This is a genomic window from Nocardioides sp. SYSU D00038 (genome assembly GCF_016924665.1).
GTDB lineage: Bacteria > Actinomycetota > Actinomycetes > Propionibacteriales > Nocardioidaceae > Nocardioides.
In genome coordinates, this window is sequence record NZ_JAFFJT010000016.1 from 367100 (window position 1) to 380254 (window position 13155).

The window sequence follows — 13155 nt, forward strand, 5'->3', positions numbered from 1 at the left end:
CCTCAGTTAGAGTGCCGCTTGCAGCCGTCAGGCATTGAAGTTCTGCCCAATCGGCCCATCGGTGAATCTGCCACGATCCAGGCAGACGTTGAAGACCGCCAAGCACCGTTAGCCGACCTCTTCCTCACGCGCTTGCAGAGCGGTCCGCAAGTCGCGTACTCCTACCAGGAGTTCGTTCACGCTCGACGTCGCCAGCGCGGTTACTTCGTCGAGGTCGTCAACGTAGTTGCGGGCCAGTGAGACGTTTTCTGACGCTGAGCCAATTGCCGCCAGCAGGCTATCGGTGGCAGCGCCGCTCAACTTCGCGGCGAGCGCGAGCGAGCTGCCGTCCTTCAGTGCGGCCAGCGATCGCTCGTGCGAGACAACGTCAGCCAAGACGCGGATGTTTCGAGACTCACCGACGATGGTCTTCTTCGTCGTCTGGTTGCGCTCAAAGACCCACTTGGTGAGCCACTTCAAGGCGTCGTCATCGATGCCTTGCAGGTCCCTGCTCTGCGCGCTAGCGATGCCCAGGAACCGGATGATCTTCTCGTAGGCGAGAACCGAGGAGATGAGCGAGAACTCAAGGGTGGATTCGGTCAGACCGACGATCTTGTAGAACTTCTCCGCCTCGATCTTCTCGTAGATCGCCAGGGCAGTGAGCAGCCGACCGACGTAGTCGCTACGACTCCCAATCGTTCGTGAGATCTGCTGGTACCGCTCGGTTGGCGAGCCAGCCACCTCCTGATACCGCTCCTTCAGGTACCTGGCCTTCGCAAGGGGATCCCACTCCTTGATTCCAGTGACGTGCCGATATCCGAGGTGTTCAAGGATGTCGCTGCGAGCCGGGAACTGAAGGCACGGAAGCGTCTCCGGTGGGGTGGCGAGGGAAGCCACGGTCTTCACCGAATCCTTGCGGGTCGTCGCGGCACCAGGGTCGCGTAGTAGAAGCGTTGCTGCGAGTCGCCTGTTCCCCTCTACAACAACCCAGTGCTCTGCCTCTGTCGGATGCGGACTCACTAGAAGCGGCTCTCCGGGGAAGAATCCTTGTGCCGCGATCGACCGCATGAGGTCGAGGAGGTTGGCATCCTGAAGCATGAACTTCAGAACATCGGCAGTGACGTTCCCGTCGACGGACTTCGGGAATCGTGGGTTGTTTGGGTCAAAGTGCAGACTCGCAACCGGGACGTCCTCGAACGTAGGCAAGGGTACCTCTCTCAGCTCGGGAGGATCGTAGCGTCGCACATCCAAGCAGCCTGGCTTGCGCTTTGGTGTCGAAGCTTTCTTGGGTCTTGGGGGCTTCTTCATGCCTCAGGGGCCGGGTCGAACTCCGCGACCATGTAACCCGCTCCATTGAGGGCCGCGTCAAGGAACGATGAGCAGTTCATCAGTGCCTGGTGGAATGCTGCCGCGTCGATCCCCCTGAAATTGGGCAACGTCTGCCTACCGTTCCGTTGCACCGCGTATCGGAAGTGTTGGCCGTCGGGGTCGAATCCTGCGAGTTGACTCAAGACGCGTCCGACGTTTCTGCGGTCGACGTCGTCGTCCTCGGGGAATACCTGCGCGAGCTTCGGGCCGACCGCGTTCCAGAGCCTTGTCAGCGAGTGGTCGTACTCCGACGTGTCCGACATTGGCAGCCCCAGGAGCCGCTCCAGGTCTGGCAACAACACCTTTAACTGGAGTTCCAAGTGGTGGCGCCAAAGGCTCGCAAACGGGTACAAGAGGCGTTCCTCCGGTCGGCCGCCCTTGATCAACTGCTCGCCGAGGATCTGCGCGGCGGCACGGAAGCCTTCGATGCGGGCGTACTCACTTGCGAAGCGCGTCTGGATGGGGGCGACAAGGCCTTGAGAGCCGCGAGGTGGAACGAGAGAGTCGGTGTTGGTCGGCCACGACATCTCCAGTTCGGTGAAGTCCTCGAAGCCGTCCGGCCTGTCGCGCTGCATGCGCTCAGGGTAGGCGCCGTTCAAGTGCCGGGCACCCAGGTTACGTCCCGGCGCCAGGCGCCGCATCCCTCGAGATCGGCCGCGTGACTCTAAGGGCGCGAACGGGACGAGTGTGTCTGTTCCTGGAGAGAGCCCCGGGGACGGACACAGCCCGCAAGAGAGCATTCGGGTCGAAGCGGACGGCCCGCACGGAGGTGGACACGAAACGCGCAGGCCAAGGCGTAGATTCGCCCTCGACCAGCTCTGCGGCCTCCAGCTGGAGGAGGGCGACCTGGCCGCGGCCGCCCGCACGACCGCGGAGCGACTGACCCTGCTCGAGGACGTGCCTCTCGGTCCGCCGTCGGCCATGGACCACCTGGACGCGCGACTGATGTCGGCGTTCGTGAACCTGGCCGCCGGGCGGTTCGCCGAGGCGCGTGCCCACGCCGACGCGATGGCAGCGATGCCGTCTCTGCGGGAGGAGCCGCACGTCGCCCTGGGTCGGCGCATCGAGGTCGACGCGGTGGCGGGACGGCACGACGACGTGGTGGCGTTGGCACCGACCTTCCGGGAGGGCTGGCACCGGGCCGGGCGGCCCCAGGTGAACAACCTCGCCGTCGTCGCGGCGGCGGTCGCCATGGTCCACGGGCTGGCCGGCCGCTCGGAGGACAGGGCGGAGTGGATCGACGTCGCGACCGGCCTGCTGCGCGACCCGCACGACCTGGGCAGGTCGGCGGTGGTCTGGTCGGCCACCTTCGACGCCACCGTGGCCCTGCACGAGGGCGACCCCGTCCGGGCCCTGGCCCTGTTGACTAGCAACCCGGACGACCTGGCCGACGGCATCTCGTGGTACGGCCGCCTGTGGCTGCCCTGGTACGCCGCCGCCTGGGCCGAGGCCTCCGTCCTGGTGCGGTCGCCCGACGCCGAGGAGCGGCTGGGCCTGGCCCGGCGGCTCACCCGGGGCAACGACGTCGCGGGGCTCCTGGTCGAGCGCGCGAGCGTTCTGTGGGGAGACACCGCGGAGGACCTCGCAGGGATGGCCGATCGGTTCGCCGGGCTCGGCGCCGTCTACCAGGCCGGGCGCACCCGGACCCTCGCCGCCGGCCGCGGAGCGCCCGAGACGACAGAACCGCCAGACCCGCCAGAGCCGCCGGTCGGTCTGGGCGTGCTGTCGCACCGGGAGCTCGAGGTGCTGCGGCTGGTCGCCGCCGGCCACACCAACGCGCAGATCGGCGCCGAGCTCTTCATCAGCCGCAAGACGGCCGAGCACCACGTCTCGAGCATCCTGACCAAGCTGGGAGCGACCAACCGCGCCGAGGCGGCTGCGCTCGCGATCCGACACGGTCTCGGTACCGCGTGACCGAGAGGTCGACCGACCTGGGGACATGGGGCAGACGCCCTAGGGGAGGAGCCTCCGAAGTAGGGGCATTCCTCCGATGCCGGCCCGGCTTGCCCGCAGCACGCTGGAGGTCGTCGTCGCAGGCACCCGGCCTGCCGGCAGCGGTGCCGAGGAGGGCCCCATGCCACGTGTGCTCATCGAGCGGAACATCCCCGGCGCCAGCCGGCTCACCCCCGTCGAGCTGTCCGAGTTCGCCACGGCGGTCGACGCCGTGGCCGCCCGACTGGGCGCGCCGTACACCTGGGTCGCCAGCTTCGTGGCGGGCGACAAGATCTACTGCCTGCACGAGGTCGAGGACCTTCGCGACGCCCTGGAGCACTCCCGCCGCGCCGGGCTGCCCGCCGACCTGGTCACCGAGGTCGCCGCCGAGCTCGGGCCGCAGCGCGGTGGCGGCGAGGACGGAAGGAACCCGTCCTGATGGTTCCCGCGCCTCGCTTCGCGATCCTCGGCCCGTTCCAGGTCCGTGACCCCGACGGCCGCCCGGTGACCCTGACCGGCCGGCGGCCCCGTCAGCTGCTCGCCGTCCTCCTGCTCCACCCCAACGTGCCGCTGGGCACGAGCCGGCTCGTCGACACCATCTGGGGCGAGACCGCGGGAGCTGGCGCGGGCACCACGCTCCGCAGCCACGTGGGCGCGGTGCGCCGGGTGCTGGGCGCGGCCGGCTTCGCCGACGCCCTGCAGACCGTGCCCGGTGGGTACGTTCTCGAGCTCGCACCGGGCGACCTCGACACGGAGGTGTTCGAGCGCCTGGTCCGTCGCGGTCAGGACGCTCTCGCCTCGGGCAGCCCGCAGCGGGCCGCGGAGCTGCTGGGCGCCGCGCTCGCACTGTGGCGGGGCGAACCGCTCGAGGAGCTGGGGTCGCGCGGCTCCGCCGGGTCCACGGTCGCCCGCCTGACGGAGCTGCGCCTGGTGGCCGAGGAGACGGCGGTCGACGCCGCGCTCGCGCTGGGTCGCCACCACGAGGTGGTGGGCCGGCTCCACCAGCTGGTGACCGAGCACCCGTTCCGCGAGCGCCTCTGCGCCCAGCTCATGGTGGCGCTCTACCGCAGCGCCCGCCAGGTGGATGCGTTGACGGTCTACGTCGAGCTGCGGCGACGTCTCGACGAGGAGCTGGGGCTCGAGCCGAGCCCGCCGCTGCGTGACCTGCAGCAGGCGATCCTGCGCCAGGCGCCGGCGCTTCTCCCGCCGGTGGCCGCCACGACCACCGACCCCAGGCTGGTGCTGGTCGGCTGACGCCGCCCCGGCCCGCAACTACCGCGAGTGCGCCCGCCGCCGGGCCGGGTTTGGCACACTGCTCCGGTGACCGTGCGGGGACTCATGGCGAGGCTGGGCCCCGCGTTGCTGGCGGGGGTGCTTCTCGCCGGCTGCTCCGGTGGGATGCCGGCACCCCGCGACCTCTCCGTCGAGGTGCAGTCGTCGCGTGACCCGGCGTACGACGGTGAGCGGGCGCCGGCGTCGGCGGTGCTGTCGCTGGTGCCGGAGGAGGCGGTGGCGCTGACGGTCACCGACTTCGACGAGGTGAAGGCCGACCTGGGGCTGGCGGGGATCGGCACGGCCGACCCGGCCGAGGAGCGGGCGACGTTCTGGCAGCGGGCCGAGGCGGAGACCTCGATGCTCAACGGCGGGCTGCTGCGCAACGCCGAGGAGCGGCTGACCCAGGAGTTCAGCTTCTCCCAGCTCGACGTCACCTGGGAGGCGCACTGGTACGACCAGACCGGCGCCGAGCTCGGCTGGGCCCTGGAGATCGGGCCGAAGGTGCCGATGCTGTTCGTGCAGAACGCCGTCAAGGCGGGCGTCGGTCCGCTGCGCGGGGCGACCGTGGTGCCGGAGGACCAGCTCGTGGTCTCCGGCGACGTCGCCCAGGGCCAAGGCAGCTGGGCCGAGATCCCGGGGATCGACGACCTGGTCGGGCCGGCCGACACCGCGACGTACGTCGAGCGCGCCTGCCTCACCTCCCGAGTCGAGGGCGAGCTCGAGCCGCTGGAGATGTGGTCGGTCGGGTTCGAGAGCGGGCTGGCGACGGCCCGGCTGGGGCCGGCGCGGCGCGACCTGTTCGAGCGGATGCGGCTAGGGGAGCAGGCCCGCAGCTTCCGCAAGGGCTTCGAGGGCGGCGTGGCCGACCCGCGCACCGGCCGGATCGGCTACCGGATGGTCGACCCCGCGCGGGCGGCCGAGCTGGCACTGCGGCAGAAGCTGCCGTTCGCCGCCTGCGAGTAGAGGTCGCTTCTCGGCTCACCGGGTCTCGAGACAGGACTTCGTCCTTCCTCGACCAACGGCTCAGCGGAGCCGATCGAGTTCCGAGGCGTCGTGGGCGCAGAACACCGTGACCTCGTCGGCGTGGGCGGCGTGCAGCTCGCGCAGCCGCTCCTGGTTGGCGTGCCGGGCCCGGCGGTCCATCTGCACCAGCGACTGGAACGCCCGCAGCCCCGACGGGCAGGTGCGGGGGGTCTCCTTCTCGCCGGCGTGGAAGTAGGAGTCACCGGCGTGGAGCAGCCAGCCGCCCTCGGGACGGCGTACGGCGACCCCGCAGTGCCCGCGCGTGTGGCCGATGAGCGGCACCAGCACGACGTCGTCGCCGAGCACCGTGACGGAGTCGAACCCGAACCAGCCGTCGCCGGCCTCGTCGTGCCGCTCCCAGGTGGCGTCCTGCCACTGCGCGCGCACGTAGCGCTGGCTCTCGCGGCGCAGCGGCTTGCTCGCGGCGTCGAGCTCGGCGCCGAAGACGTGCACCCGGGCGCGGGGGAAGTCGCCGATCCCGCCGGCGTGGTCGAGGTCGAGGTGGGTGACCACGATGTCGGTGACGTCGTCGACCGAGTGCCCGAGCGCCTCGACCTGGGCCGCCGCGGCCTGCTCCGGCGCGAGGTCGGGCCGCATCATCGCGACGAACGGCGGCCCGAGCCGGCCCTTCGGGTCCGCGCGGTCGGCGCGGCCCAGGCCGGTGTCGACGAGCAGCAGCCCGTCGGGGCGCTCGACGAGAAGGCAGTGCGCGACGAGCCGCTCCGGCGCGAGCCGGCCGCCGAGGGAGCCGCGCGGGTGGAAGGTGCCCGCGTCGAGGTGGTGGATGGTCACGGGCGACAGCGTAGGACCGGCCGCGTCCGGGGGCACCACAACTTTGCGGGCGCGGGCCGCGTCGAACGGGCATGAAGCGCACCCTCTCGGTCCTGGTCGCGGTGGCGACCGTCCTCCTCGCCAGCCCGGCGGCACACGCCGGCGACGATCCGCTCCCCGGCCAGCGACTGGCCCCCCGGCAGTGGCCGGCGGTGCCGGGCAACCCGGACTCGCTCACCTACCGGGTGGGCGCCCCGGTCGGCTGGCGGTTCTCGCAGCTGCCCGACGGCGGCGCGGCGTTCGAGGAGGGGAGGTGGCGGCTGCTGGTGCAGGGCCAGTGGCACGAGCGCAGTGCGCGCACGCAGGCGGCGCTCAAGGCCGACCACCTCGCCGACTCGGGCAAGCCCGGCCTCGTCGTCGAGCGGACCACCCACACCGCGGTGGCCGGCGAGCGGGTGACCACGCTGACCTTCCGGTGGCGGCCGGACGGCGGCCGCGCCCGCCTGGTGCTGGTGCGCTGGATCGCGCACGGCTCGGTGGCCGGCGCCCGGCTCCAGGTGGCGGGCGGACCGGCCGACCGGGCCGGCCTCACCGACCTGCTCGACCGGGTCACCCCGACGGTCCAGCTGGCGGGCTGACCGCTCCAGCTACTCGGCGTCGGCCGCGTGCAGCGCCTTGACCGTCGGCGAGCTGGTGACCGTGGCCGGGTCGGGGTAGGTCCCGAACAAGCGGTCGGCGGTGCCGGCGGTGGTCACGGTGAACCAGTAGTGCTCGTTCTTGTAGTGGTGCAGCCGGTGGTTGCGCCACACCGACCGGAACCACGCCGAGCGCGGCTTGTAGTCGCTGTGCACGAGGTAGTGGGTCCACTCGTAGCCGAGCTTGATGCCGTAGACCGAGACCAGCAGCGTGAGCATGCTCGAGGTCGTCGGCGTCACCAGCCACGCCACGACGACGTACGCCGGCAGCAGCCACAGCAGGGCGCGCCACGGGATGAAGACGAGCGGAAGGTCGCGGGGGTCGGCGTGGTGGGCGCGGTGCTCGCGGGCGAGCAGCGAGTCGATCGTGACCGGGCCGAGGCTGCGCGGGCGCCAGTGGAGGATCACGACGTGGATCACCCACTCGATCACCGGGAACAGCGCGAGCAGGCCGGCCGGGATCAGCAGCTCCCACCACGCCCCGCCGCCCACCACGACCCGGCCGGTGACGGCGGCGACGAGCGGCGCGGAGATCAGGTAGGGGCTGGGGTGCTTCCAGAACTCCGCCCACGCCGCGCGCAACGACAGCGCCTGGCGGCGGCGGGCCTGGCCGGTGATCCGGCGCTCGTCGGCGGCGAGGCGCTCGGCGGCGAGCCGCTCGACCTCGGGACTGGACTTGGTCATGACTGCTCCTCGAGGGACTGGAGGGCGGACAGGATGGAGTCGGTGGCCGGCCGAAGCACCCGGTCGGCGGCGGCGCGGGCGGTCTCGGGGTCGCCGGCGCCGATCGCGCTGGTGAGCACGCCGTACGCCGCGGCCTGACCGACCTCCTCGGCCATCACCGGGGCCAGCGCCTCGAGCGCGGGCTCGTAGGCGACCCGGAGGCTGTTGAACATCAGCCGGAACACGATCGAGTCGGCGGCGTCGACGACCTGGTCCCAGAAGGCCAGTGCGTGCACCTGCTGGGCGACGGGGTCGTCGGTGCCGGCGAGCAGCTCGACGGTGTCGGTGAGTGTGGCCTCCAGCGCGGGCCCGCCGCGCTCGGCGGCGAGGGCCGCGACGGCGGGACCGATCGCGAGCCGGGCCTCCAGGATGCTGCGCGCGACCTGGACGTCGAGGTCGCCGCCACGCACCAGCAGCCGGGGCAGCAGGTCGAGCCCGGCGTGGCGCTGGAAGTCACGCACGGTGGTCGCGCCGCCGTGGCGCACCTGCACCAGCCCGGTCTGCGCCATCCGCTGCAGCGCCTCGCGCACCGCCGGGCGCGAGACGCCCAGCACCTCGGCCAGGCGTCGTTCACTCGGCAGCGCCTCGCCGGCGGCCAGCCCGCCCTCGACGACCTCCGACAGCACCTGGTCGAAGACCTCGTCGGGGACGGAACGGCGGTGGACGGGCTGCAGCGGCATGGGCCGACCGTACGGCGACCAGTGGTCGGAGGTCAAGTGGTCAGACCAGTGGCGCGATAGTCCCTGACGATCTGGCCGGGTATCGGGCCCCGGAGGGGGCCGGAACGTCAGGGACTATCGCGGCCCGCCTACGCTGGGAGGGTGTCCGGCGCGCTCCACCCACGGTTGTGGGGAGCGCACGTCGTCGCGATCGCGGCGGTCGGGCTGGCCGGGCTGCTGGGGTGGTGGCAGCTGGAGTCGTGGCACGAGCGCCGCGAGGCCGAGGCCCGCGACCTCACCGAGCAGCCGGCGGTGCTGCTCGAGGACGTGATGGGGCCCGACGACCCGTTCCCGGCCGACCAGGTCGGGCAGCCCGTCGAGATCGTCGGCACCTGGGTGCCCGACGGCACCGTCCACGTCGCCAACCGGGAGCGCGAGGGCCTCGACGGGTTCTGGCAGGTCACGCCGCTCGCGGTCGGCACCCCCGACGGGCCGGCCGTGCCCGTGGTCACGGGGTGGTTCCCCGTCGTCGAGAGCCCCACGCCCCCGCCGCCCACCGGCGCCACGACGATCACGGCGTGGCTCCAGCCCACCGAGGGCACCGGCGAGGTCGACCCCGACCCCACCGACGACGTGGTGCCCCAGCTGCGCACCGCCGACGTCATCCAGCACGTCGACCAGGACCTCTACGGCGCCTACGCCGTCGCCCGACAGCCGCTCGGCGGGCTCGCCGCGGTCACCCCCGACCAGCTCCCCGAGGTCGGCACCTTCACCGCGCTGCGGAACCTGCTCTACGCGCTGGAGTGGTGGGTCTTCGCGGCGTTCGCCGGCTTCATCTGGTGGCGCTACGTGCGCGACGTCACGCGCCCGGCCCCGCTCGATGAGGAGGCCGCCGAGGACGACGAGGACCACCCGGTAGCGTCACAGGCGTGAACGGCGCCCTGACCCGCTACCGCGTGATGGCCACGATCGTCGGCGTCCTCCTGGTCGTCCTGTGCCTGGTCGGGCTGCCGCTCCACTACGGCTACCTCGTGAGCGACGCCGACTTCCTCGCCAAGGGCACCGGCAGCGGCTGGGAGCTCGGCACCGACATCTCCGAGTACCTCGGCGTGGCCCACGGCTGGCTCTACATGATCTTCCTGATCACCGCGTTCGTGCTGGCCCGCCGGGCCGGGTGGGAGCTGTCGTTCTCGCTGGTGACGCTGCTGTGCGGCACCGTGCCGCTGCTGTCGTTCTGGGCCGAACGGCGCGCGACCCGCCGGGTGCGCGAGGAGCACGCCGACGAGCTGGTCGCCCCGCGCGCCACCTGAGGGTCATACTCGCGACGTGACGACCATCCACACGCTCGTCGCGGGCATCCACCGCGAGCTCACGCCGGTCTTCGAGGAGCGGCTGCGCGCGGCCCTGGCCGACCGCGACCGCGAGTGGCTCGTCGACCAGATCGTCCGGCTGACGCTCGACGCCCATGCCCTGCAGGAGATCGACCGCCAGGTCGAGCGCGAGGCCAAGGCGGCGGCCCGCGCCGCCCGGGTCGAGCGGGTCACCGCGCTCCGCCTCGACCGGGCCGGCGTCGAGCGCTTCGTCGCCGAGCACCGCGAGACCACCCGCGAGACCCTCCAGCTCACCGGCCACCTCGCGGCGACCGCGCCGGCCAAGGGCACCGACGCGATCGGGCCCGAGCACCGTTCCCCGGCAGGCGAGGAGCTGCTCGAGCACGCCAAGGACGTCCTCTTCGCCCTGCTGTTCGGTGACGAGTCGACGGCCACCTCGCTGGAGCGCACCCAGCAGGAGCTGCTCACCTTCGCGCTGCCGCGGCACAAGGCCGGGGCGCTGGACTTCATGCGGGCGGCCACCGAGCTCTCCGCCGCCGGCACCTGGCAGGACCCCACGAGCGTCTCGAACGACGAGCGCGCCGACAACGTCGTGCTCGAGGTGCAGTTCGGCGAGGTCGGCGAGGAGCTCGTCGGCACCGGCATCGTCACCGCGCTGGTGCTGGTCAACAACCTCGAGGTCAACGAGCAGGTGCTCTACGCACGCATGCTCGACGTGGAGCAGACCACCCTCATCTCATGACCCGCCGCACCCGCCGCACCCGCCGCACCCGCTGCCCCCGCCGCACCCGGACCCCGCGGTGACCACGGCGTTCGTGCTCGGCGGCGGCGGCGTGCTCGGCGCCGTCGAGGTCGGCATGCTCCGGGCCCTGCTCGAGCGCGGCGTGCGCCCCGACCTGGTGCTCGGCACCAGCATCGGCGCCCTCAACGGCGCGATGGTGGCCCGCGAGCCCGAGCCCTCGGTCGTCGACCGGCTCACCGAGCTGTGGCGCGACGCCGGGTCGCAGGGCCGCGAGGTCTACGGCGACCGCCCGCTGCGCACCGTGCGCCGCGCGGTCGCCACCGGCACCCACGTGTGGTCCGCGCGCCCACTGGTGCGGCGGCTCCGCGAGGAGTTCGGCGAGACGACCATCGAGGAGCTCCCGGTGCGGCTGCAGGTCTGCGCCGCCAGCATCGAGCGGGCCGCGGAGCACTGGTTCGACAGCGGTCCCCTCGTCGACGCGGTGGTGGCCAGCGCCGCGGTGCCGGGGTTGCTGCCGCCGGCCAAGGTCGGCGACGAGCACTTCCTCGACGGCGGCATCGTCAACTCGATCCCGCTCGGCCGGGCGGTCCGGCTCGGCGCCACCCGGGTCTTCGTGCTCCAGGTCGGGCGGATCGACCGGCCGCTCACGCCGCCGCGCCGCCCGTGGGAGGTGGCCCGGGTGTCGTTCGAGATCGCCCGCCGGCACCGCTTCGTGCGCGAGCTCGAGGAGCTCCCCGACGACGTCGAGTGCCACGTGCTGCCGGCCCGCGGCACCTCCGGCCGCGACGACAGCCTGCTCGGCACCCGCGACTTCTCCGGGGTGCAGCGCCGCATCGACGACACCTACGACGCCTGCGTGGCCTACCTCGCGGAGCACCTGTGACCCGCTGGCTGCGCCGGCTGGTCGTCGCCCCCGCGGTGGTGGGGCTAGCGGTGCTCGTCTGGGTGACCCTGCCGCTGTGGCTGCTCGGCGCGGCCTGCTTCTCGCCGCTGCTCCCCGGTCGGTGGCGGCTGCCGCGGCTGGCCTGGCTGTTCGTCCTCTACCTCACGATCGAGGCGCTGCTGCTGGTGGTGCTGGGCGGATTCTGGCTCGCCGCGGGGCTCGGTCGCCGGCTGCGGCGGCCGTACTGGGAGGGCCTCCACTACGACCTCGTGCAGGGCGTGATGTGGGTGTTCTTCCGCGAGGCCCGCCGGGTGCTGCACCTCGAGATCACCACCGACGGGCCCGCTCCCGACGCCCACCCCGGCGTCCCGCTGCTGGTGGCCTGCCGCCACGCCGGCCCCGGCGACTCGTTCACGCTGGTGCACGCGCTGATGCACTGGTACGCCCGCGAGCCCCGCGTCGTGCTCAAGAACACCCTGGCCTGGGACCCCGCCGTCGACGTGCTGCTCAACCGGCTGCCGGCCCGGTTCATCTCGCCCAACCCGGCGGCCGGCGAGGACATCGAGAGCCAGATCGCCGCGCTGGCCACCGGCCTCGACCACAACGACGCCTTCGTGATCTTCCCCGAGGGCGGCAACTTCACCCCGGCCCGCCGCGAGCGCGCGATCGCCCGGCTCCGCCGGCTCGGCATGGACCGGATGGCCGAGCGGGCCGAGGCGATGACCAACGTGCTCGCCCCGAGGCCGGGCGGGCTGCTCGCCGCGCTCGAGGCCGCCCCCGACGCCGACGTCGTGCTGGTCGCCCACACCGGGCTCGACCACGTGCTCACCGTCGCCGACGTGTGGCGCGAGCTGCCGATGGACAAGCGGATCGTGATGCGGTGGTGGCAGGTGCCGCGCAGTGAGATCCCCGCCGGGCGGGAGGCCCAGATCGACTGGCTGTTCGGCTGGTGGGAGCGGATCGACGCCTGGATCGAGGAGCACCGGCCCGAGGAGCTGCCCGCGGGCCGCCCGGAGTGACGAACGCCCTCCCGCGGCCACCCGAGGTGGCGGCGGGAGGGCGCTGCGGTCGAGCTGCCCGGACTGCCCGGACTGCCCGGACCTACTTGGAGTCGTCGACCGGCAGGTCCACGACCTCGGCCGGGGCGTCCGGCGTGGTGGCGACGGTCGCCTCGTCGGCGGCGTCGGAGATCGCCTCGTCGGGGGCCGAGCCGCCGACGTCGTCCGCGGTGGCACCGGGGGCAGCAGGGGTGGCCGAGCTGGCCGGCGAGGAGGGCGGCGGCGTGGGCACGTAGGAGGACTGCCAGTTGTCGCTGCCGCTCTTGCCCGACTGCAGCTGCTTGGCGACCACGCCGGCCACGGCGGCGACTGCGCCGAACAGGGCGATCTTGCGCAGCTTGCCCTTCTTCTTCGGCTCGGGCTCGCCCTTGAGCCGGCTGACCTGGGCGTCGGCGAGCTTCTTGGCGGCGGCCGCGCGCTCGGCGGCGATCGCGGCACCGCCCGCGATCACCGGGGCGGCCTTGTCGCGGGCGTCGGCCAGCGCCGGGCCCGCCTTGTCCCGGGCGTCGGCCAGCGCCGGGCCGGCCTTCTCGCGGGCGTCGGCGATCAGCGGCCGGGCGGTGTTCTCGACGAAGTCCTCGAGCGCGTCGATCGCGGTCGTGACGGCCGACTCGACCTGCGGTCGCACGGTCTCGACGTACTCCCCTGCCTGGTCGAGCAGGGACTTCTTCTTGCGGAAGCCACTCATGGTGTTCCTCTCCTGGACGGCGGGGGCC

General features: G+C 72.5%; 16 protein-coding genes. 10 read left to right on the forward strand and 6 right to left on the reverse strand.

Annotated elements, in window-relative coordinates; translation table 11 throughout:
* Positions 1-108: 108 nt before the first annotated feature.
* Together JT721_RS10350 and JT721_RS10355 are read right to left on the reverse strand one after the other, a co-directional pair.
* A complete protein-coding gene (locus JT721_RS10350; protein WP_205473027.1) occupies positions 109-1224 on the reverse strand; it encodes a ParB N-terminal domain-containing protein in 1116 nt (371 codons plus the stop codon).
* A gap of 59 nt (positions 1225-1283) precedes the next feature.
* Entirely contained in the window at positions 1284-1922 is a 639-nt protein-coding gene (locus tag JT721_RS10355; RefSeq protein ID WP_205473028.1) for a hypothetical protein, read from the reverse strand.
* A 346-nt stretch (positions 1923-2268) separates the two neighbouring features.
* On the opposite strand from JT721_RS10355, the gene JT721_RS10360 reads away from it, so the two are divergent.
* From JT721_RS10360 to JT721_RS10375, 4 genes are all read left to right on the forward strand, one after another.
* A complete protein-coding gene (locus JT721_RS10360) occupies positions 2269-3261 on the forward strand; it encodes a response regulator transcription factor (RefSeq protein WP_240340429.1) in 993 nt (330 codons plus the stop codon).
* A gap of 160 nt (positions 3262-3421) precedes the next feature.
* On the forward strand, positions 3422-3718 hold the full coding sequence (locus JT721_RS10365) for a nickel-binding protein (protein ID WP_205473029.1): 297 nt from the start codon (positions 3422-3424) through the stop codon (positions 3716-3718).
* A complete protein-coding gene (locus tag JT721_RS10370; protein WP_205473030.1) occupies positions 3718-4533 on the forward strand; it encodes an AfsR/SARP family transcriptional regulator in 816 nt (271 codons plus the stop codon). The genes JT721_RS10365 and JT721_RS10370 overlap by 1 nt, the downstream gene beginning before the upstream one ends.
* 66 nt (positions 4534-4599) lie before the next feature.
* Positions 4600-5517 carry a hypothetical protein gene (locus JT721_RS10375; protein WP_205473031.1) on the forward strand — a complete coding sequence of 306 codons (918 nt, stop codon included), beginning with the start codon at positions 4600-4602 and terminating at the stop codon, positions 5515-5517.
* Positions 5518-5577: 60 nt separating this feature from the next.
* Here the strand turns inward: JT721_RS10375 and JT721_RS10380 are convergent, their stop codons facing one another.
* Entirely contained in the window at positions 5578-6369 is a 792-nt protein-coding gene (locus JT721_RS10380) for an MBL fold metallo-hydrolase (protein ID WP_205473032.1), read from the reverse strand.
* Between the two features lie 71 nt (positions 6370-6440).
* On the opposite strand from JT721_RS10380, the gene JT721_RS10385 reads away from it, so the two are divergent.
* Positions 6441-6986: a hypothetical protein gene (locus tag JT721_RS10385; protein ID WP_205473033.1), complete on the forward strand. Its 546-nt coding sequence runs from the start codon at positions 6441-6443 to the stop codon at positions 6984-6986.
* A gap of 9 nt (positions 6987-6995) precedes the next feature.
* Here JT721_RS10385 and JT721_RS10390 read toward each other — a convergent pair whose 3' ends face one another.
* On the reverse strand, positions 6996-7727 hold the full coding sequence (locus JT721_RS10390; protein WP_205473034.1) for a sterol desaturase family protein: 732 nt from the start codon (positions 7725-7727) through the stop codon (positions 6996-6998).
* Complete coding sequence (locus JT721_RS10395; protein WP_205473035.1) at positions 7724-8446, reverse strand: FadR/GntR family transcriptional regulator; 723 nt, start codon at positions 8444-8446, stop codon at positions 7724-7726. Before JT721_RS10395 ends, JT721_RS10390 begins: the two co-directional genes overlap by 4 nt.
* A gap of 141 nt (positions 8447-8587) precedes the next feature.
* On the opposite strand from JT721_RS10395, the gene JT721_RS10400 reads away from it, so the two are divergent.
* From JT721_RS10400 to JT721_RS10420, 5 genes are read left to right on the forward strand one after another with little or no spacing between them, the layout of a single operon-like run.
* Positions 8588-9358 carry an SURF1 family protein gene (locus tag JT721_RS10400; RefSeq protein WP_205473036.1) on the forward strand — a complete coding sequence of 257 codons (771 nt, stop codon included), beginning with the start codon at positions 8588-8590 and terminating at the stop codon, positions 9356-9358.
* Positions 9355-9735, forward strand: a complete 381-nt coding sequence (locus JT721_RS10405; protein WP_307827986.1) for a DUF3817 domain-containing protein — start codon at positions 9355-9357, stop codon at positions 9733-9735. The genes JT721_RS10400 and JT721_RS10405 overlap by 4 nt, the downstream gene beginning before the upstream one ends.
* A 16-nt stretch (positions 9736-9751) precedes the next feature.
* A complete protein-coding gene (locus JT721_RS21730) occupies positions 9752-10498 on the forward strand; it encodes a hypothetical protein (protein WP_205473037.1) in 747 nt (248 codons plus the stop codon).
* 58 nt (positions 10499-10556) lie between these two features.
* On the forward strand, positions 10557-11381 hold the full coding sequence (locus tag JT721_RS21735; protein ID WP_205473038.1) for a patatin-like phospholipase family protein: 825 nt from the start codon (positions 10557-10559) through the stop codon (positions 11379-11381).
* On the forward strand, positions 11378-12400 hold the full coding sequence (locus JT721_RS10420) for a 1-acyl-sn-glycerol-3-phosphate acyltransferase (RefSeq protein ID WP_205473039.1): 1023 nt from the start codon (positions 11378-11380) through the stop codon (positions 12398-12400). The genes JT721_RS21735 and JT721_RS10420 overlap by 4 nt, the downstream gene beginning before the upstream one ends.
* Positions 12401-12482: 82 nt before the next feature.
* Here the strand turns inward: JT721_RS10420 and JT721_RS10425 are convergent, their stop codons facing one another.
* The gene (locus JT721_RS10425) at positions 12483-13127 is read right to left on the reverse strand and encodes a hypothetical protein (protein ID WP_205473040.1); all 645 of its coding nucleotides are present in this window, start codon (positions 13125-13127) and stop codon (positions 12483-12485) included.
* Positions 13128-13155 lie beyond the last annotated feature (28 nt).